The following is a 21,340-nucleotide window of genomic DNA, read 5'->3' as shown; positions in this document are numbered from 1 at the left end:
AGTTGATAAAAGAAATGTCAATTAAAGTTAATACAGCAGGAGTATAAGCTAAGGTTTTTCTATATGTAGATATTCAGTTAAAAGAGATCTGCTACAATAACTGGTTGAGTGCTTATCAAGAAACTAACGTGACACTTAATTAGTCAGGCGACGCCTATGCTAAATCCCAATTTACAAGAAATCGAACTCGATAAAGAAGAGTTTCAAAGATACTCTCGTCACATTATTCTTCCAGAAGTAGGACTAGATGGACAAAAACGCCTCAAGGCAGCCAGTGTTCTGTGTATAGGGACAGGGGGACTTGGATCTCCTTTACTCCTGTACTTAGCGGCCGCAGGAATTGGATGTATTGGAATTGTTGACTTTGATATTGTTGATAGTTCTAACTTACAACGTCAAATCATTCATGGGATATCTTGGATAGGAAAACCAAAAATTCAATCCGCAAAAGACCGAATTTTACAGATTAACCCCTACTGCCAAGTAAATTTATATGAAACTCACTTATCTTCGGAAAATGCGCTAGAAATTCTTAAGTCCTATGATGTTGTTATTGATGGGACGGATAATTTCCCAACTCGGTATTTGACTAATGATGCTTGCGTTTTACTTAATAAACCCAATATCTATGGGTCGATCTTTCGCTTCGAAGGACAAGCAACGGTCTTTAACTACCAAGGAGGTCCTAACTACCGTGACTTATATCCCGAACCTCCACCTCCTGGAATGGTTCCTTCTTGTGCAGAAGGGGGAGTTTTAGGCGTACTTTGTGGTATTATTGGAACAATCCAAGCCACTGAAGCCATTAAGATTGTCCTAGGAGCGGAAAATACTCTCAGTGGACGTTTATTACTGTATAATGCCTGGGATATGAAATTCCGTGAGTTGACATTACGACCTAACCCTGAACGTCCGCTAATTGATAAACTCATCGACTACGAACAATTCTGTGGAATCCCTCAAGCACAAGCAGTGGAAGCCCAGGAAAAGACAACTATTCCTGAAATTACCGTTAAAGAACTCAAAGACCTAATTAATTATGGTACAAATACTTTTGTCTTAATTGATGTTCGTAATGTCAACGAGTACGAAATAGCTAAAATTCCAGGGTCAATTTTAGTTCCTTTGCCAGATATTGAAGATGGAAGAGGAGTAGAAAAAATTCGCATATTATCACAAAATAAAAAAGTTATTGCCCATTGTAAGACAGGAGTACGGTCAGCTAAAGCGTTAGGAATTCTCAAGGAAAAGGGAATTTTAGGAAGTAATGTTAAAGGTGGAATTACAGCTTGGAGTAAAGAAGTTGATCCTGACATTCCTCAATATTAATGTTACTGCTGTCCCCCAGATTTTTAATCAAATAAAATATATTAGTCAAGTAATCTACCTTTGCCTGATTTAGGGGTAGATTTTTTCTTAAGATAACGATTTCATCTAATTACTAAGTATGTCACTAAAGAAATATCGATAAATCAATCATAATATATCTGTTGTTATTCCTGATTGATACTAATAAACTAGTATTTTTGTTTTAAGTTTATTAGTATTAAGAAATATTTGATGCTTGTTTATACTCAAAAAATATATCAATTATAAAATTGTGGGTAATATCTCTACAGACAGATAATGTTTTTTATAATCACTAAAAAACATTATAAAGAGTAAAGTTAAAAAACTCAGAAAAAATATCTCAAAAATATTATTTTTGATAAATTTCTTTGTTAAAAAAGTAGAAATCATTTATTAAATAAATTTATATAGTAATTAACGAAAATTATTTTAGTATATGAAGAATATAAAGTTTATTTAACGAATAATAAAAACCTAGGTTATCAATTAGCTGTTAAAAATATATATAACCTGTTAATTCTTGATTATAAGTTTTCTCGCAAACAAGTAATAGGGATTTATTAAACCTTATTCTCACAGATAAATAAGACTTATATCGTCTTTATAGCTAGCAAAGAGCCTATCAATGAATAGTAATGTTATGGCCACATTTCAATTTTTATTTTTACAGCATAAACTTCGCTATACACAGTTTAAATTTTAAAAATTTAAACTGTGTATAGGCAAAACTATCACCTTGATAATTAATAGACAATAAACATCTTTCTTTGAAAAGTAAAATTCAAGGGTTTTAAGGTTATTTAATTTAACTAAGTTAGAGATCAATAAATATTTTAAATATTAATTTAAAAATTTCTAATCAGAGCTAAATGATATTCTTTTTTTCTTGATTACTAATCTTCTATTGAGAGCTTACCCTAACTACTTTAACAACTTAATGCTAAGCTTAAATTTTAATTTTTTATTCTTTCAACCGATGAGCCTCAAGCCAAATATTTACTCAGAATGGGCAAACCACGAACCAGCCTCTTCCTCTTCTGGAGTTTATTCCCAAGTTCATTTAAAGAGTGAAGGGAAAAAACTCTTATTGATATTGCCTAAGATAACTAAAAAGGAACAAGATCCTCTGAAAGATTGGACAAAGATCTTCCAGGATATAAAACATTGTCTGACCTATCATCAAGGAACGTGGACATCGGGAATGCCAGTACATTTAGTAGTACAAAATCGTTTACTCGATAGTAGACAATTACAAAGTATTGGGGAGATTATGGAAAATGTCAATCTAAAACTTAATAGTATTCACACTAGTCGCCGTCAAACTGCTGTAGTAGCAGCAATTGCGGGTTACTCAGTAGAACAGGAAGTTTTTAGAAGCTCATTGTTTTCTGAAGGACAACCGACTTTGTTTCCCTTAGCTGAGCCTCTTTACCTAAAAACAACAGTACGCTCAGGAGTTACTATTTGCCATCCTGGGAACATTATAATCCAAGGAGATATCAATCCTGGAGGAGAAATTATCGCTGATGGCGACATTCTAATTTGGGGATGTTTGCGAGGAATTGCCCATGCAGGAGCCAAAGGAAACTCAGAATGTTGCATTATGGCACTGCAAATGCAACCAACCCAATTACGCATTGCCGAATTGGTTGCTAGAGCACCGTCAGGAACACCTGAGTTTCTTAGTCCTGAAGTTGCTTATATTACTTCTGAAAGTATTCGTTTGAAGCCAGCCCTAAATTTCAACAAAAACCACATTCTAAAATATGAAAACAAAGAGTAGAGCTAAAAAATTAATAATTCGTCATAATATCGGTAGAAGTTAAATTATCATCGGCCATTAAAATTGAACATTAAATTATGAGTCGTATTATCGTGATTACCTCCGGTAAGGGAGGCGTTGGCAAAACTACCATTACTGCTAACTTAGGATTGGCTATAGCAAGTTTCGGGTACAAAGTTGCTTTAGTTGACGCAGATTTTGGACTAAGAAATTTAGATTTATTACTTGGACTTGAACAGAGAGTTGTCTATACTTCAATCGATGTTTTAGAAGGACAATGTTCTATCGACAAAGCCTTAGTTAAAGATAAACGTCAACCTAATCTAGTACTGTTACCAGCCGCCCAAAATAGAACTAAAGAAGCTATTAGCCCTGATCAAATGAAGCAGCTAGTAGCACAAATTAGTGAAAACTTTGATTATATTCTGATTGATAGTCCAGCCGGAATTGAAATGGGTTTTCGTAATGCTATAGTTGCTGCAAAAGAAGCTATTGTCATCACGACCCCAGAAATGGCTGCTGTTCGGGATGCAGATCGGATAGTTGGGATATTGGAGAGTGAAGATCTCGAAAAAATTCAATTAATAGTTAATCGAATTAAACCACAAATGATAAAACTAAATCAGATGATTAGCGTCGAAGATATTATCGATCTTTTGGTTATTCCTCTCATTGGAATTGTTCCCGATGATGAACGAATCATTATCTCGACCAACCGAGGAGAACCCTTAGTCTTAGAAGAACCTCCTTCTGTTCCGGCTATGGCTTTTAACAATATTGCCCGACGCTTGAACGGTCAAGAGATTCCTTATCTGGATTTGATGGCGTCTCATGATAACTTAATGACTCGTATTCGTCGCCACTTTTTCGGTAGTTAAGTCCTTTCTATGAAAATAAAACCCATGATTTTTGACCAACTAGAAAACCTTTTTCCGTGGAAAAGTATTCCCAAAAGTGCCGAAGAAGCCAAACGCCGACTAAAAGTAGTTATTGCCCATGATCGGGCTGGACTAAGTTCAGAAATACTTGAATCTATGCGTCAAGACATACTAGAAGTGGTGAGTCGATATGTGGATATTGATTCTGAAGAAATGGAGTTTGTCCTAGAAAGCGATCAACGAATTACCGCCCTTATAGCCAACTTACCTATTCGTCGCTTAAGTAAAAAAACCTCAATTCCACCCCAATCTGATTAAAAAGTTTATTTCTTTCGAATAATGGGATGAATAGAAACTTTAGCTACCTTGGCTATTTTTTTACTTTTCTTTTGTTTTTAAAATTTTTGAGTTTATCTTCAAACTCGTCGACAGTAGTTAAATATTTCTAATACTTTCTGATCTGAGAAGATAAGAATATAATGTTTTACTATTAATTTTTCCATGTTGTTGTTCTTAATTAATATTTAAGGTAAAAATACTGGTTTTTATTTTTTGGTTTTCTTATTTTAGTTCTTAATTTATAGTACAGATATATTAATATTTTTCGGGTTGTTGTTCAAAAATTGCTCCAGCAGAAACTTGATTTTAGCGATAACTTAAAGTGGTGTTATCTTGATTTTAAAATAAATTATTGTATTCGGCATGATTTAGACTATATTTTGTCCGATTACGTTCTCTTCAGAGAAGAATTAACATGTTCTATTAGCTAGTATTTATTAACAGCTTGAAAATCCTCAAACAGCTTATAAGGTTCTAAAATTAGTCTAACTATTGATCGATGAATCCACATAATAAATTCAGTGACTATCATCAGCCACTAAATAAACTCCTAAAGATATTAGTAAAAAATACAAATTATTAAATAGTGAAAAGTTCTTTAACTAATAAAAACTCGAATAAATTTGTCATGTTTTTTAGTGAATAAACTTTACAGGATTGATGAAGAGCCTGACCCCGGTCTACAATAGGTAAATATGGAAATCATCCTTGACTATTTATAGTTAGTTATCAACTTCACAAAAATAAACCCCTATGTTTGATGCTCTCGCCGAACATTTAGAAGACGCTTGGAAAAAAGTACGCGGTCAAGATAAAATCACTGAAACTAACATCCAAGAAGCTCTTATACAAGTGCGTCGCGCTTTACTAGAAGCAGATGTTAACCTCCAAGTAGTCAGAAATTTTGTCGCAAATGTTGAAAAGGCGGCCGTCGGTGCAGAGGTAATTACTGGGGTTAGACCTAGTCAACAATTGATAAAAATTGTCTATGACGAATTAGTAAAGGTGATGGGGACAAGTAATGTGTCCCTTGCTAAAGCTGAAACGTCTCCCACAGTCATCTTGATGGCCGGGTTGCAAGGGACAGGAAAAACCACTGCTACTGCTAAACTTGCGCTCTATCTTCATAAAGAAAAGCGTAGTTGCTTAATGGTAGCTGCTGATGTCTACCGTCCGGCAGCTATCAGCCAGTTGATTGCCCTTGGACAACAAATTAAGGTTCCTGTCTTTGAACTCGGAAGTGAAGCAAACCCTGTTGATATTGCTCGTCAAGGGGTAGAAAAAGCTAAGGGAATGGGATTAGATACTGTGATTGTTGACACTGCCGGACGACTGCAAATTGACGAAAGTATGATGGTAGAACTAATCCGGATCAAAGACGCCATCAAACCTGATGATATTCTCCTGGTAGTCGATGCCATGACAGGTCAAGAAGCGGCTAACCTAACCCGAACCTTTCATGAACAAATTGGCATTACCGGCGCAATTCTTACTAAAATGGATGGGGATACGCGCGGAGGAGCAGCTCTATCTATTCGTCAAATATCAGAAAAACCAATTAAATTTATTGGAGTTGGGGAAAAGGTAGAAGCCTTACAAGCATTTTATCCTGATCGCATGGCATCCCGTATTTTAAACATGGGAGATGTTCTGACTTTAGTCGAAAAAGCTCAAGAAGAAATCGATATTGCAGATCTAGAAAAAATGCAATCAAAAATTGTTGAGGCTAAATTTGATTTTAATGACTTTCTTAAACAAATGCACCTGATGAAAAATATGGGATCATTAGGAGGTCTTTTGAAAATGATTCCAGGGATGAATAAACTCAATGATATAGACATTGAGAAGGGAGAAACTGAACTTAAGCGAACTGAGGCGATGATCAGTTCCATGACCTTTGAAGAACGAATAAATCCTGATTTATTGGCTAAGTCCCCCAGTCGTCGTCGTCGTATTGCCAGGGGGTCAGGCCATTCTGAAACTAAAGTCGGAGAATTGGTCAAGAATTTTACCCGTATGCGGAGTATGATGCAGCAAATGGGACAAGGAAGAATGCCCCCTATGTCTGAAATAGGCAGCGGAATGTTTGCGGGTATAGGTGGACAAATACCTCCAGGGTTTCGTGGTCATGGTAGCACGAAAAAAAAGAAGAAGAAGATCAAGAAAAAAAAAGGATTTGGCCAACTTTAAAAGATAGTCTAAAGTTGGCATTGCCCATCTTTAAGACAGCCTAAAAGAACTTTTTAGATATGAAGAGTGATTACAATGGCTTTTTTTAACTCAAACGACGCCCTACAACAAATTGGTAGCCAAACTTTGGAGGCTACGTGGTCCGAGTTTCCCCAATTAGCTCCTGATCAATTAGCCTTGACTTGGGTTGTTTATAATTCTCCGGTGATTGCTAATACCGGGGGCGCAATTTCCGCCAAAGAATTCCGGAAATATTCCGTCAGAGGATTTAGTTATCGGGGAATTGAACGCATCTATCCGGCAAGTATCGTCAAATTATTTTACTTAGTAGCGATTCATGAATGGCTAGAAGGTAAAATGATTCCCGAGTCAGTGGAGTTAACCCGCGCCATTCGGGATATGGTAGTAAACTCTAGCAATGATGCAACTAGTTTAGTCGTTGACGTACTGACAGGAACCACCAGTGGACCAGAGTTACCGGCGAGTCCATTTGACACTTGGCAACACCAGCGTAACATTATCAACCGTTATTTTAAGTCATTGGGGTGGGAAGGATTAGAGGCTATTAATGTGAATCAGAAAACCTGGTGTGATGGTCCTTATGGTCGAGAACGAGTATTTGTAGGGAAAATGATGGAAAATCGTAATATGTTGACGACTAATGCCGTTGCTCAGTTGTTATATAGTATCATTGCTGGGGTTGCCGTCTCTTCAAAGCGATCACAACAAATGATGGAATTGCTCAAACGAAATCTAACTCCCCAAAATTTTAATATTACGGGGGAAGAAAACCAAGTTATTGGGTTTTTAGGGGAAGGGTTGCCTCCAAGTGCCCAATTATGGTCAAAAGCAGGTTGGACTAGTAAAGTTCGCCACGATGCAGCTTATATTCAAATTCCTGGATATCAACCTTATTTATTAGTTGTTTTTACGGAAGGACAAGATAGTCAAAATAAAGCGATTATTCCTTTTATTTCTCAAAAAATTGTGACAGCAATGGCTAATCTTTAGAATTGTTCACCATCAGCACAAGAGACTATATAAAAAATCTTTATCGAGATCATAACCAAACATTCTTGCCATCGACTGAAGACGATCAATGCTAGGAATTCTCCTTAATTTTAGCCAATCAGACAAAGTAAATAATTTGTGCATAATAAAAATTTCTAGAGCTTCCGGATTATATTGAATTCCCTCAGTCCGGCTAAATTGATGAGGAACCAACATAGCAAAATAACGGGCTAATTCCCCTCCTTTCCAATCTAAAAAGAAAGGTATCCAGGGATAAACTGAGTCTAAACGAATAAACCACAAGCGAACCTCCGGAATTTCTGATAATTCTCTGAGATCAGTGGAACTACGAGGATAATAAATTTCAAAACTTAGAGTTTGCTCATAGGAAACGATCTCGTTTGAGGAAGCTTTTGGCTGTGTTGCTTCTATCAAAAGCGGTTCAACAATGGTGGTGACAGAAGATAAGTCCAATCGTATTAGATGATCCAGTTGTAAGACAATCGTATGAGTCATTCTTTAAGTGTTTTGTCAGAAGTTGTCTAGTCTATCGTAGTCTAGTATAGACCTAGAGAATTGGTATAAACACTGACGTTAAAACATGAAAAAGGCAGTTATTTGTGGTTATTATGGTCAAGGAAACGGTGGAGATGAAGCCTTATTAGTTTCTTTATTGCAGATGCTTCCGTCTCAAATACAGCCTATTGTTCTCTCAGCAAACCCACAGCAAACCCATAAACGTTATGGGGTTAACAGTTGTTCTAATCGTTCAGCTTTTGCCATTTTAAAAGCTTTAAAAACTTCTGATATGTTCATTTGGGGTGGAGGAAGTTTAATGCAAGATGTCACAAGTTGGGCAAGTCCTATTTATTATGCTGTATTGATGGCTTTGGCTCAACAAGAAGGCTTAAAAACTATCGCTTGGGCTCAAGGAATTGGCCCCTTACGACATCCTTTTACCCGTTGGCTAACCCATCAAGTTCTTTTGGGTTGCACGGCTGTTAGTGTAAGGGATGGGGCTTCTGCTAAATTAGTATCTCAATGGCAAATAAATCCTTTAATTGCTCCTGACCCAGTTTGGGCTTTGACAGGAAAATCAATCCCAGGATTAGTAGATATCCCTGCTCCTAGAGTAGCTGTTAATTTACGAGAACATCCCCAATTAACTCCCCAAAGACTAAAAATTTTGACTAAAGCGTTAATTGATTTTCAAAAAGCTACTAATGTTTGTTTATTATTAGTTCCTTTCCAAGCTTCCCAAGACTTATCAATTGCTCATTCACTTGCTTCACAATTACCTGGTTCTCATCAGATTATCCACCTAGAAGATCCTAGAGAATTAAAGGGGCTCTTTCGGGAAGTCAAAATGACTATTGGAATGCGTCTTCATAGTTTAATTATGGCAGTAGCTGAAGAATCTCGGTGTTTTGCCCTGAGTTATGACCCTAAAGTGAGCCGTTTGATGGAAGAAATTAATTTACCTGGATGGAAATTAACTGAACTTCCTGATGATCCCAATATTATTAGTAGCGCGTGGTTAGCACACTATGCTAATGGGAAGACATTAAACCGTAATTACCTTCAATCTTTAATAGATCGGGCTTTGATACACCAAGAAATCTTAAAACGGGTTTGTGAGTGATGAAAGAGAATTGCTAATGTAAACTTACCTGTTCTTGGAAAGTTACTCTAGAATCATTAGATATATTCAAAATTACTGTAGTATAGACCACATTAATGAGCTATAAAATAAACTTTTTTTTATTACATTTAGAAGTTTGTATATTTAGAAGTTTGTTAAATAGGTTTAAAAATAATTTAAAATTATGCTTTCAGGAAATCATTAAGTGTCCGATACCGTAAGCTACAAACTAGACAAATATAGCGATTGCAAAGACAAAAAAATATTGATTTTGCCCTGAAAGTAATTCGGTTACCTTTGTGTTTTTAGCTGAGAAGCTAAATTTAAGACTTTTTTTTCTTTGAATAAAAGATAGTTTGCTCGGCAAGAAGTCTTTATTTTAAACCTGAAAAAAAATATAGTTTATTACAGATTTTTTTTTGTGTTCGACTACTTAATTGAATATATGAAGATAAAATACTTTTAAATCTAGGCTTACTCTGTTATAGTCGATTTATATACTTTACTTTTGTAACTTTTTTAAAAACAATCTTTATTGTTATGAATTTACTAAACTGAAATTAAAATAGTAAAAATATGTCAAATAACATACTTTTACTTGGTAATTAATATAATAAGTAGACTTTGAAAACCTAAAATAATTACCCAATAAGGCATTTAAGATGTTAATACTGACAGTTATCCATTACAGATTCAGTAAAACTATCTTTATCCACAATGATAATAATTCCTTGTTTTGCTTCTTAGCTAGAGCAAACTTTAAGAGAAATAGGACAAACTCTAATAAAAACTAGATTGTGTGGGACCATAGGTTCCTATTGTATTAAGTAGGATATAAAAAGTGAGTGATTCATGATATCTTCTCAAAGAGCCAGTGGTATTTTATTACATCCAACATCTCTACCTAGTCGCTTTGGTATTGGTGATTGGGGAGAAAGCTCCTATCGCTTCATTGATTTTTTGGAAAAAACTGGTCAAACTATTTGGCAAGTTCTTCCTTTAGTCCCAACTGGATACGGCAACTCTCCTTACTTATCTTATTCCGCTTTAGCAGGAAATCCCTTATTAATTAGCCCAGATGTTTTGTACGAGGATGGGTTAGTTGACCAAGAAGATTTGGCTTATTTTCCAGAATTTCCGACTGATTATGTTGACTACAACCTCGTAATTAAAACTAAGTTTCCTCTTTTAAAAAAAGCTAGTAATGCTTTTAAAACTAACGCTTTATATGAACTACGCCAAAACTTCGAAACCTTTTGTAAGCACCATTCCTATTGGTTAGAAAATTACGCCCTTTTTATGTCTCTCCATGAAGTTCATCCAGGAAAGACTTGGAGACACTGGAATAAAGATATTGCTACCCGTCAACCTGAAGCAATACAGTATTGGACAGAAAGATTGTCCGAATTAATTTTTTACCATAAGTTCCTTCAGTTTGAATTTTTCCGTCAGTGGCAAAAGGTAAAAAAATATGCTAATGATCGCAACGTTCAGATTTTTGGAGATATTCCCATTTATGTCGCTTACGATAGCGTTGATGTTTGGGCTAATGCTGAATTTTTCTGTTTGAATGAAACAACTCAAGCCACATCGTTAATGGCTGGCGTTCCTCCAGATTATTTCAGTTCTACGGGACAATTGTGGGGAAATCCAGTTTACAATTGGGAAAAACTTGAAAAAATTAACTTTAAATGGTGGATTCAACGGTTTAAAAGAACATTAGAATATCTTGATGTTGTTAGGATTGACCATTTCCGAGGTTTTGAGGCTTATTGGGCAGTTCCCCAAGGAGAAACTACAGCTGAGAATGGGGAATGGCTGAAAGCCCCAGGAGAAAAATTTTTTCAATGTCTTAAAAACGAATTAGGTGAATTGCCGATTGTTGCTGAAGATTTAGGGGTCATTACCCCAGAAGTTGAATCGTTAAGAGATAAATTTAATCTTCCAGGGATGAAACTTCTCCATTTTGCTTTTGATAGTGATCGTGCTAATCCTTTTCTCCCTTACAATTATACCAACCATAACTGTGTTGTTTATACAGGAACCCACGACAACAACACTACAGTAGGATGGTTTTCAGAACGTAGTTTCGAAGAAAATATGAGAATTACAGACTATTTAGGTGGTATTTGTTCCCAAGGAATTCACTGGAGTCTAATTCGCTTAGCTATGGGATCTGTCGCCAATCGAGCCATCTTTCCCTTACAAGATTTACTCGGTTTGACGGAAACAGCAAGAATGAATACCCCTGGTCTAGCTGATGGTAATTGGGAATGGCGATACTGTCCTAACGCACTAACTCCAGAATTAACTAAACATTTGCAATTTTTAACGGAATTATATGGACGTATAGTTCATTAAGAAACTGAAGATTGGAATACTTAGATCGCAGCTATTAATCCTAAAGATTATTTATCAAAAAAACATTGAGCAACTGTGTGTAAACAGTCTTTAATGTAATTTAGGCTAATTGTTCTGATGGTAACCTAAACTAGGATGGAATTATACTGGAATTAGTGAAAATCAATGGGCTTTAGGTACGACGACGTGGCATCACGTCCCATGATTTCTGTAGATCTACTTTTTTCTTTTTCTCGAGGAGCCCAAAAAAAAGCCTCTGGTGGTTTTGAAGACACCAACCTCAAGGAAAATAGAGTTTTGTGACTTCAATAAACCACCAAAAGTATAGAGCAATTCTTGGTGACAAGAGAAGTTCTTGCAAGAGCAATGAACCTCTGCATTGAAAGAAGAAAATCTATTGATAATAGTTCCCTAAAGCTTAGTAAACAGTTATGAGTAAATAGTTATTAATAATTCATTAATTTTCAATGAAAAAACTAATTGTTGCCACAAGTAATCCTGGAAAACTTAAAGAGATACGAAACTATTTAATCGAGTTAGACTGGAAATTACAATTAAAGCCAGATACCTTAGAAATTGAAGAAACAGGAACGACATTTATTGAAAATGCTTGCTTGAAAGCCTCTAAAGTGGCTCAAGCCCTAGGAGAGTGGGCGATTGCTGATGATTCGGGGTTGACAGTTGATGCCCTAAAGGGTGCCCCAGGAATATATTCAGCTCGATACGGTAAAACAGATAGAGATCGTATTGAACGGTTGCTAAGAGAATTAGGGAAGGCAGACCAGCGTCAGGGACAATTTGTGTGTGCTATTGCGATCGCTCGTCAGGATGGTTCAATTGCCCTACACAGTGAAGGCATTTGTCCTGGAGAAATTCTTACCAGTCCGAGAGGAATGGGAGGATTTGGTTACGATCCTATTTTTTATGTTCCTCAATATAAACAAACCTTTGCCCAAATGCCGCCAGACATTAAACGTAAAGTGAGTCATCGAGGTAAAGCATTTGAAGCTTTACTTCCCCACTTATATAAAATATAAACTATACTAAGATGACTGTAGAGAGAAAAATAAAATGTTGAAAATCATCATAATGATTATTTTATTTATCGTTTAGTTTTTTTAAGATAGCTGTTAGCATGGATAAGGATAATCGGTTCGCGTTATTAGTGTTAGGACTTCCCATATTAGGCTTACTTTACTGCGTTGGAATTATTGTAGTTTTAAGAAGTGTTCTGTTTGCTAGAGAGCATCCTCTATTGATTGGTTTTGGAGTAATGTTTTTCCCATTCACTTTGGCAGTAACAATTTGGATGAGAGCTTCTGCTAAAGCTTACAAAGAAAATAAGTTTATGATGAAATCAGAAAACAAAAATAGATAAGATTCTCTAACTTCGATTTAGTGATGAACTAAGAAAGTGACACAAGAACCTATTAATTTAATTAAGAGGTTCTTGTGTAAAAGCTAATCCTGTTAGATTAAGCTAAAAAAAGCTAGGTTGACGACGAATAAAATTTAGGAACTCTTCACGGGTTTTTTGTTCTTCTTGGAAGACTCCTAACATCGTACTAGTAACAGTCGAAGAACCTAGTTTTTGCACCCCTCTCATCACCATACACATATGAGTTGCTTCCATTACGACTGCTACTCCTTGAGGATATAAAATTTCTTGGATTGCTTCCGCAATTTGATGAGTTAAGCGTTCTTGTACTTGTAAACGACGGGAATACATTTCTACAATCCTCGCCAGTTTACTGAGTCCGACTACTTTCTGATTAGGAATATATGCAACGTGGGCTTTTCCTATAAACGGGAGCATATGATGTTCACAGAGACTAGAAAAATGGATATCTCGCACTAAAACCATCTCACTGTGCCCTTCGTCAAAAATGGCATCATTGACTAAGGATTTTAGAGATTGATTATACCCATCAGTTAGAAACGCCATGGCTTCTGCAACTCGTTTAGGAGTTTTCAATAATCCCTCTCGATCAGGATCTTCTCCTAAGGCTTCTAAGATAGTTCGGACAGCCGCCATTATTTTTTCTTTGTTAGGTTTCTCAGCTGGACGAAAATGTACTTGTTCTCCATCGTGAGCATTATGGTCTGGTTGACTGGAAACACATTCGACCAGACTGGGGCTGAGATTGTTGAAGCCATTAGAATCAAGGGGATTGAATCCTTTAGAAGACGCTATTGTCATGATTAAATTAAAAACACTTATCTGGGCTTACAGAGTTCCAGCACTAGGTACAATGGTTATTTCTTCAATTACAGCTTCTGCTGGCAAGAGTGCCGCCTGAAGAATAGTTTGAGCGACGGTATAGGGGTCGAGCATAGCAGAACGATTAAAATCCACTTGAACAGTGTCTGTATCCCAGATGGGAGTATGAACTGCTCCAGGGTTAATGGTGATGATACGAATACCATTAACCTGTTCTTCAGCTGCTAAAATTCTAGAAAAAGTAGCTAAGCCAGCTTTACTGACGCTATAGGCTCCCCATTTAGTAAATGTATTAGAAGCAGCGATCGAAGATACATTAATAATCGTTCCATGACCTTGCTTACGCATCTGGGGCAAAATTCCCCGAACACATTGAAACACACTGGTCAAGTTTAGATCCATCACCTTTTGCCAGTCTGACAGAGAGGTATCTGCTAGGCGATTGGTATAACCCATTCCCGCATTATTAACAATAATGTCAATCCCTCCAAAACTATCGGCAATTTGTCGTACTTTTCCTGGTATCTCGGCTAGTTGGCACAAATCGATCCCGTAGGCTTGAGCTAAGACCCCTACCTCTTGGGCTGCTTTAGCAACTGCTTTTAATTTATCTGAAGGACGGCTGATTAAGGCGAGATTTATCCCAGCCTTAGCAAAAGTCAGGGTGGTAGCTTCTCCAATACCACTGCTGGCTCCCGTAATAATAGCTCGAAGTTGACTTGAAGAATGACTTGAAGAAAAACTCATGATACGCTTCTGCTTCAGTATCTACACTGCATCCTCGCTGAAAGTTTTTATCATTACACTAAGCTAGTCCTCCTAGGCAACTTAGATAGTTTCAGGAAATAATGGAAATTGATTTGTCAGGAATTCCTCAGTTGCCTAGGAGATGAGACCCTAGATAAGGGACAGTGGTACCCAAATGAAAATAAGCTCACCGTCTTGCTTGCTTTAGATATTTTTACGGATCGTCATCTGATGTAATTATAACATTCTAGAAATATAGAGCCCTAAATTTCAGGCAGTAAATTTCAGGTTATAGATAATTACTTATTCCTCGAAAAAAAAAGACATTATTCGTTGGTAATTGTCTCTTCATTCTCAACAAATTTACCGATCTGTCGATATTTTTGATAGCGTAATTTTCGTAGTTCCTCAGCTGTCATAGAACAGAGTTCATCGAGGGTATCGAGAAGGGTTTGTTTTAGTATAGATGAAGCTTCTAGGGGTTTCGTGTGAGCTGCCCCAGAAGGTTCAGGAACAATGCAATCTACAATACCTAATTCTTTAAGATTTGAGGCCGTGATTTTTAAGGCTGTGGCTGCCTGGGGAGATTTTTTGGCATCCTTCCAGAGAATGGCGGCACAAGCTTCTGGCGTAGCTACCATATAGACAGCATGTTCAAGCATTAATAAGCGATCACCTACCCCAATACCTAATGCCCCACCTGATCCTCCTTCTCCAATAACAGTAGAAATAATGGGGACATTTAAGCAAAACATTTCCCGTAAATTATAGGCTATTGCTTCTCCTTGCCCTAATTTTTCAGCCTCTACCCCCGCCCAAGCTCCAGGAGTATCAATAAAAGTTAAAATTGGCTGATTAAATCGATTGGCACGTTCCATCAAACGCATGGCTTTACGATAACCTCCAGGAGAAGCCATTCCGAAGTTACGGGCGACATTATCCTTAGTGTCTCGTCCTTTTTGTTCTCCTAAAATAGTGACAGGACGACCTCCTAAACGCGCTACTCCTCCTACTAAAGCAGGATCATCGCACCCACCACGATCACCATGTAATTCAAACCATTCATCAGTAATTGCTTGAATATAGTCAAGGGTACTAGGGCGACGGGGATGACGGGCTAATTGCAGCCGTTGGGATGGAGTAAGGGTACTAAAAATTTCTTTGCATAGCTGATTAGCCCGTCGTTCAAGTTGAGCAATTTGTTCAGATACATCAACATTATTCTCTTCGGCAAGCTCCCAAATTTGGCTAATACGGGCTTCTAATTCTGATAAGGGTTTTTCAAAGTCCAAAAGAAAGGTTCGGCGTTCAGTTTTTGCCATTGTTCGTTTTTATCGGTTTAATTTCTATTGACGGTTGGGAACATACAAAGATATAAGATAATGCTATTCTATTGATTTTAACCTAATTTAGTGAACATTACGGTTAATACCCGTCATTCAATAGAACATAAAACTTGACTATCTGTTTTCTTGTCTATTCTAGAAAAACTAGATTTTAAATTTACAATGAGGGGTAATTCTTTTATGAATTTAACTAAGTAAAAATATCTAAAGACTTTTGCCCTTCTATACTGAAAATGATTAACTAGCGGTTAATAACTTTTAAGACTCACTCTGATAATGAGTGTATTCTATATTTTAAAAAACTTAGTTCTATATAAATTAAATCTGTCAGTACTGTCTAATGTATTTAGGACAAAAATATGTGCCCAACAATAGACAATATATTTATATTTCTCTATTTTAAATTACATTTAAATATATAAAGTAAAAGTAAATAATTAGAGTAATATATTCTATTATAGATAGCATATATAATTAAACATATTTGAATCCAGTTATGAGGATAAAAATATGTATACTATAATTATACCGAAATTACCATGTAAATATCAAAAATAAAAATATTTAAGAAAGCTTAAAATAATAATATATAAAATATAGCCAAAAGAAACAAACTAAATAAAAAATAAGTATAAATAATTATCTATAATTGATATCAAAAATTACAGGTAAAGAACATTGCTTAGAAATAAGAGTGAAGCACAGAGTAGTGAAGAGAATTAAACTTGATATATCAAACTTCACTTCTTTTAAAGATATATCGATTAAATAAAATAGAAATTTTTAAAAATTTTCACACAAAAAATATAGTTTTTATATACTAAGTATAATAAGTTATTGATCAATAACTTCAAAACAAAATTTTCAGTACTTAACTAATGTACTAATAAAAAATAAAACCCTTATTCCATAAAAAAGTCAGTAAATGCTGACTTTTTTTGTTACTTGTATAGAAACTTTTATCTATATAGCTTAACTATCTAACAAGTTAAATCAGTTAATAACGATAAAATTAGTATAACTTATATAGTATACTCTCATTTTTTTGATTATACTAAACAAGTGAACGGGCAACTACAATACTCCCAATAGTGGTTAAAAAAGCTCCTGTACATAACCATCCCATAGATACTTGAGTCCACTCATTAAAAATAATTAAAGCAATAAGGACAGTAACTAAAGTATTAGAATTAAAAATAGGAGATATAACTGAGAGAGGAATTGGGAATTTTTGAAGAGCTAAGGCAATCATTAATTGTCCCAATGCCCATGTTACTCCAACACATAAGGCAAAAAAAATTGATTTAGAGTTAACCATAAAGTTTTGTTCTGCGGTAAAGCCACTAATGATTCCTACTAAGGTGACTGCTACTCCGACAATGGTCACATAGGCACTTGTTGAAATTCCACTAGAGTTACTAACTTTAATAAAAATATTAGAAAACCCAAACATTAATGCTGGTAAGACTCCACCGAGCATCAGTGCTGTTGTTTGCTGACTCATTTTATTTTTTTTCTCTCATTTAATCAGTGTTCTGTTTATAGCTATCTTAATGCTATTCTTTATTATTAGATATTAAACGTCTATTAAGTTCAAGCGGATTATTATGACTTGTGAAAATGATTTAAGACAGTATGCTCCCGCAACACAACGAAACCGTGATTCTATTTTGGAGACTCTAGTAAGTGTTTTACCTCCCGTAGGTAATATTTTAGAAATTGCTAGTGGCACAGGAGAACACGCCGTTTATTTTGCTTCAAAACTCCAAAATTATCAATGGATACCCTCTGAACCTGATGCGATGCGACGGAAAAGTATTGATGCATGGCAAAAGTTTTGTTACTCTCCTAATTGTCAGTCTTCTCTAAATATAGATGTACTAAATTCTACTTGGACTGAAGGATTAAAAAATCTAAAAATCATAGCAATTGTCAATATTAATATGATTCATATTAGCCCTTGGAAAGCTTGTTTAGGGTTAATCGAAGGAGCAGGAAATTTATTGCCTTCAGGAGGTATTCTTTATCTCTATGGACCCTATAAACAAGGAGGTAAACACACTGCTCCTAGTAATCAGTTATTTGATGAGTCTCTTTCCCTTCAAAATAAAGCTTGGGGAGTTCGTAATCTTGAAGATGTTATTAAAATTTCTCAACAGCAAGGATTAAAGTTTATGAAAATAGTTAATATGCCAGTAAATAACTTATCTGTTGTTTTAAAAAAAAATTGACTTCCTGTTCTGATAGTTTGACAGAATAGCGAAAATAGGTTTAAAGTAGTACAAAAAAATTATACCAGGTTACTGTCACTAATATAAATATTGTTAGAATAAGATTTAAATATTAAAGTAGTAAAAAAAGAGCGATTACAAAGAGATAAGAATAGGACTTTTCCTCCTTATATTCTATTAATTTTTCAACGTCTGTTGCTTTATAAGTCGGTAAACTCTCCATGATCATACAAGCTTATATCCATAGATTTGTGTGGCATTTACTTCTGTTTTATCAGCAAAAAAACCTCCTTTATTTATCTATTTGCCAAGAGGATAAGAGAGCAACAAGCTTGATGTGGTGAGCGCTCCGATTAAGGTGATATTTCTTTTTAGATTATTAGAAAGTTTTTCATGAGCTAGTTCTCTTTTAGTTTGTCTGAGAAAGTGATGAGTTATGGCTAATTTAATTAATCAAAATTAGATCTAAAAAATTGAATTCTATCTGTGCAAGGTTCTAGGGCATGAAGTATTTTTTGAGGTTGGGTTTAGTTTTGGGATAAAGTAATATACGGCAAGGATATGAACTTCAATATCTATTTTGTCTATGTAAGCAAGTACTTAGTTTTTATATAAAAGTAGCGTTATCTTGTTCTAGTAACTGTTCTGTAACATTAAGTTGTTCTGCTTCAATTAAAGAGTACTTTTCTAGTCTATGAAGAAATACTTGTATACTTTCTATTGTTTGCTAAGGTCTAAGAAAATAACTACTTAAACTATAAATAAGCTGAAAATACTTTCTCTATATCTCTAGCTTTTGTTGAATCTATGTTTTTTCGAAAGTCGATTAAATTTTTTATCTATTTTGAAATAATTATCGCATTATTTCAAAATAGATAAAAAATTTTTTTAAAAAATTAAAGGCATAATTATTCTTAGTAAGATTTAACATAATTTGTATTATCTTGTTTTTTAACATAGTGTTTATGCTATTAAATTTCTACCTTGAAAACTTTTTAATAATGAATCATTTTTTTATATTTTTATGCTTAAAAATTATTATTTTTAGCTAATTACTAGTTTTATTTAAACTCATCTATTTAGTCAATTATATTACTGCTATTCGTGCTTTAATTTTAATGTATAAAGTATAATTACAAGTAGTGTGCACTAATTTATAAATTCAAAATATGGATAGTTTTAAATTAATTAAAAAGATCATAGCTAAACATAACGTTACTCTTTTAGTTTTTAGTAAAGTTATGTAAAAAAAGAATATTTATCATATCTTTGATATCCTTGGAATTCGAAGCTTTAGATATAATCACAAAACCTCCAATAGCTTTAAGAGAAAATCAATAAACTCTCAAAAATATACTGATTATTAAAATCAAAGTCTTAGCTACTAAAAAAGTTATCAGTCCAGTATTAACTTAAACTCTAATAATCTCTAATAGGCAAATATATGTATAGTTTATATTTTGTATAATTCTATTTTTACTTTTCTATTCACAATTATTGGATATAAATAATCGTGAATATTTTTTTGAGCAGGATTTTGGTTAAATTACATAAAAATTTAACCAAAATCTTACCAAAAACCCCGCAAGTGAACTAAATACTAATTTAATTAGTATTTAGTTCACTTGCGGGAAGTTTTTATTAAAAATATTTGACATATTCACTAAAACATGGATAAACAAGATAGGGACATCTGCTGCAACGAGTTGATGCCTCAATGCATCACAATGAAAAGGATTAACATCACTTGATTTATCTATGACCCAGAAAAAACCATTGAAACGTCTTCACTGGCTTAGCCTGATTTGTATTACCATGTTCTCTGTATTGATCCTCCGGGTTCCTGCGATTGCCCAAATTCCAAAGCACTATGCTGAACTGGAATTTCCTCCTCTCCCTGAAATTACTATTCCTGACTACGAACGCTATGAACTTGATAATGGAATGGTGGTCTATTTAATGGAGGATCATAAATTGCCATTGATAAATGGCACCGCTATTATTCGTACTGGATCACGACTGGAACCATCAGATAAAGTAGGATTAGCAGAAATAACTGGAATACTGATGCGAACAGGAGGAACCAAAGACCATTCCCCCGAAGAATTAAACGAACTTCTTGAAAAACGGGCAGCCCACGTAGAAACCAGTATTAGTACTGCATCAGGGAAAGCAAGTTTTAATGCCCTGACTGAAGACATTGAAACTGTCTTTAACTTATTTAAAGAGGTGATTTGTGAGCCAGCATTCACTCCAGAACAACTAACATTAGTCAAAACCCAATATAAAGGAGCAATTGCACGGCGCAATGATAATCCCAAAGATATTGCTAGTAGAGAATTTCGTAAGTTAGTCTATGGTGATACCAGTCCTTACGCACGAACAGAGGAGTACAGCACCATTGATAATATCTCCCGTGAGGATATCATCACTTTTTATCAAAACTATGTGCGCCCCGATGGGATGATTTTGGGAGTTGTGGGAGATTTTGATCTCAAAGCTATGAAAACTTTAATTGATGAAACCTTTGGAGATTGGAAACCGTTCACTCCTAAACCAAACATTACAATCCCGTCTGCTAGACAGAAATATACTCAAGGACTCTTTTTGGTCGATCAACCTCAATTGACTCAAAGTAGTGTCCTAATAGGACATTTAGGCGGACAATTTGATAGTCCTGATTATCCAGCATTGAGTGTCTTAAATGGTGTGGTTAACGGATTTGGAGGAAGGTTATTCAATGAATTGCGATCACGTCAAGGACTTGCCTACTCAGTCTATGGCTATTGGAATAGTGCCTATGACTATTCAGGGATGTTTTATGGCGGAGGACAGACTCGTTCTGAAACCACAGTTCCTTTTATAGGCTCTTTTATGCAAGAAATTGAACGGATAAGGACAACACCCATTACTGAAGAAGAACTCTCTAAAGCTAAAGAATCCATTCTTAATTCTTTTGTTTTTAAGTTTGAAAATCCAAGTCAAGTCTTATCCCGTCTGATAACTTATGAATATTATGGTTACCATAAAGATTTTATTTTTAGCTATCAACAGGGAGTTAAGGCTACTACTATTAAAGATGTTCAACGGGTTGCTCAAAAATACCTGATTCCTGAAAAGATGATCATCTTAGTTGTTGGTAATAGGGAAGCTATTGAACCTCCTCTTTCTCTTTTAGAGAAAACCATCACTACTATTGATATTACTATTCCTCAATCAAATAAAAGTTGAACATTTGGGA

Annotated in this window: 18 protein-coding genes; 13 read left to right on the top strand and 5 right to left on the bottom strand. The window is 35.1% G+C overall.

The window, feature by feature from the left end; all coding sequences use genetic code 11:
* The first annotated feature begins 156 nt into the window (after nt 1-156).
* The 6 genes from moeB to ETSB_RS07760 all read left to right on the top strand — a co-directional run bounded on the left by moeB (nt 157) and on the right by ETSB_RS07760 (nt 7,551).
* Nucleotides 157-1,329, top strand: a complete 1,173-nt coding sequence (gene moeB / locus ETSB_RS07785; RefSeq protein ID WP_044107286.1) for a molybdopterin-synthase adenylyltransferase MoeB — start codon at nt 157-159, stop codon at nt 1,327-1,329.
* A 997-nt stretch (nt 1,330-2,326) separates the two neighbouring features.
* The gene (minC, locus tag ETSB_RS07780; RefSeq protein WP_044107284.1) at nt 2,327-3,133 is read left to right on the top strand and encodes a septum site-determining protein MinC; all 807 of its coding nucleotides are present in this window, start codon (nt 2,327-2,329) and stop codon (nt 3,131-3,133) included.
* Between the two features lie 77 nt (nt 3,134-3,210).
* Nucleotides 3,211-4,011 carry a septum site-determining protein MinD gene (minD, locus tag ETSB_RS07775; RefSeq protein ID WP_044107283.1) on the top strand — a complete coding sequence of 267 codons (801 nt, stop codon included), beginning with the start codon at nt 3,211-3,213 and terminating at the stop codon, nt 4,009-4,011.
* A 24-nt stretch (nt 4,012-4,035) separates the two neighbouring features.
* The gene (gene minE, locus ETSB_RS07770) at nt 4,036-4,329 is read left to right on the top strand and encodes a cell division topological specificity factor MinE (RefSeq protein WP_044107691.1); all 294 of its coding nucleotides are present in this window, start codon (nt 4,036-4,038) and stop codon (nt 4,327-4,329) included.
* A gap of 774 nt (nt 4,330-5,103) precedes the next feature.
* Complete coding sequence (ffh, locus tag ETSB_RS07765; RefSeq protein WP_044107282.1) at nt 5,104-6,540, top strand: signal recognition particle protein; 1,437 nt, start codon at nt 5,104-5,106, stop codon at nt 6,538-6,540.
* A gap of 75 nt (nt 6,541-6,615) precedes the next feature.
* Nucleotides 6,616-7,551, top strand: a complete 936-nt coding sequence (locus ETSB_RS07760) for a serine hydrolase (protein ID WP_044107281.1) — start codon at nt 6,616-6,618, stop codon at nt 7,549-7,551.
* A 12-nt stretch (nt 7,552-7,563) separates the two neighbouring features.
* Here ETSB_RS07760 and ETSB_RS07755 read toward each other — a convergent pair whose 3' ends face one another.
* Nucleotides 7,564-8,067: a CRR6 family NdhI maturation factor gene (locus ETSB_RS07755; RefSeq protein ID WP_044107279.1), complete on the bottom strand. Its 504-nt coding sequence runs from the start codon at nt 8,065-8,067 to the stop codon at nt 7,564-7,566.
* A gap of 85 nt (nt 8,068-8,152) precedes the next feature.
* Here ETSB_RS07755 and csaB point away from each other — a divergent pair, with 85 nt between their 5' ends.
* From csaB to ETSB_RS07735, 5 genes are all read left to right on the top strand, one after another.
* Nucleotides 8,153-9,193 (top strand): polysaccharide pyruvyl transferase CsaB, encoded by a 1,041-nt coding sequence (csaB, locus tag ETSB_RS07750; RefSeq protein ID WP_044107278.1) that lies wholly within the window; start codon nt 8,153-8,155, stop codon nt 9,191-9,193.
* An 852-nt stretch (nt 9,194-10,045) separates the two neighbouring features.
* A complete protein-coding gene (gene malQ / locus ETSB_RS07745; RefSeq protein ID WP_044107277.1) occupies nt 10,046-11,554 on the top strand; it encodes a 4-alpha-glucanotransferase in 1,509 nt (502 codons plus the stop codon).
* 165 nt (nt 11,555-11,719) lie between these two features.
* The gene (locus tag ETSB_RS10055; RefSeq protein WP_171816437.1) at nt 11,720-11,857 is read left to right on the top strand and encodes a hypothetical protein; all 138 of its coding nucleotides are present in this window, start codon (nt 11,720-11,722) and stop codon (nt 11,855-11,857) included.
* 164 nt (nt 11,858-12,021) lie between these two features.
* On the top strand, nt 12,022-12,591 hold the full coding sequence (gene rdgB / locus ETSB_RS07740) for an RdgB/HAM1 family non-canonical purine NTP pyrophosphatase (RefSeq protein WP_044107275.1): 570 nt from the start codon (nt 12,022-12,024) through the stop codon (nt 12,589-12,591).
* 98 nt (nt 12,592-12,689) lie between these two features.
* A complete protein-coding gene (locus ETSB_RS07735; RefSeq protein ID WP_044107274.1) occupies nt 12,690-12,932 on the top strand; it encodes a hypothetical protein in 243 nt (80 codons plus the stop codon).
* Nucleotides 12,933-13,034: 102 nt separating this feature from the next.
* Here ETSB_RS07735 and folE read toward each other — a convergent pair whose 3' ends face one another.
* From folE to ETSB_RS07715, 4 genes are all read right to left on the bottom strand, one after another.
* Nucleotides 13,035-13,754 (bottom strand): GTP cyclohydrolase I FolE, encoded by a 720-nt coding sequence (folE, locus tag ETSB_RS07730; protein ID WP_044107272.1) that lies wholly within the window; start codon nt 13,752-13,754, stop codon nt 13,035-13,037.
* Nucleotides 13,755-13,781: 27 nt separating this feature from the next.
* Nucleotides 13,782-14,522, bottom strand: a complete 741-nt coding sequence (locus tag ETSB_RS07725; protein ID WP_044107271.1) for an SDR family oxidoreductase — start codon at nt 14,520-14,522, stop codon at nt 13,782-13,784.
* Nucleotides 14,523-14,848: 326 nt separating this feature from the next.
* The gene (gene accA, locus ETSB_RS07720) at nt 14,849-15,844 is read right to left on the bottom strand and encodes an acetyl-CoA carboxylase carboxyl transferase subunit alpha (protein ID WP_044107269.1); all 996 of its coding nucleotides are present in this window, start codon (nt 15,842-15,844) and stop codon (nt 14,849-14,851) included.
* A gap of 1,078 nt (nt 15,845-16,922) precedes the next feature.
* Nucleotides 16,923-17,372 carry a hypothetical protein gene (locus ETSB_RS07715; RefSeq protein ID WP_044107268.1) on the bottom strand — a complete coding sequence of 150 codons (450 nt, stop codon included), beginning with the start codon at nt 17,370-17,372 and terminating at the stop codon, nt 16,923-16,925.
* A 103-nt stretch (nt 17,373-17,475) separates the two neighbouring features.
* Between ETSB_RS07715 and ETSB_RS07710 the strand changes: the two genes are divergently transcribed.
* Nucleotides 17,476-18,099: a DUF938 domain-containing protein gene (locus tag ETSB_RS07710; protein ID WP_171816436.1), complete on the top strand. Its 624-nt coding sequence runs from the start codon at nt 17,476-17,478 to the stop codon at nt 18,097-18,099.
* Nucleotides 18,100-19,857: 1,758 nt separating this feature from the next.
* A complete protein-coding gene (locus ETSB_RS07705) occupies nt 19,858-21,330 on the top strand; it encodes a M16 family metallopeptidase (protein ID WP_044107264.1) in 1,473 nt (490 codons plus the stop codon).
* Nucleotides 21,331-21,340 lie beyond the last annotated feature (10 nt).

The organism is cyanobacterium endosymbiont of Epithemia turgida isolate EtSB Lake Yunoko, from assembly GCF_000829235.1.
GTDB lineage: Bacteria > Cyanobacteriota > Cyanobacteriia > Cyanobacteriales > Microcystaceae > Rippkaea.
The sequence above is the reverse complement of the archived record's forward strand: the minus strand, read 5'-3'. Positions and strand labels throughout refer to the sequence as shown.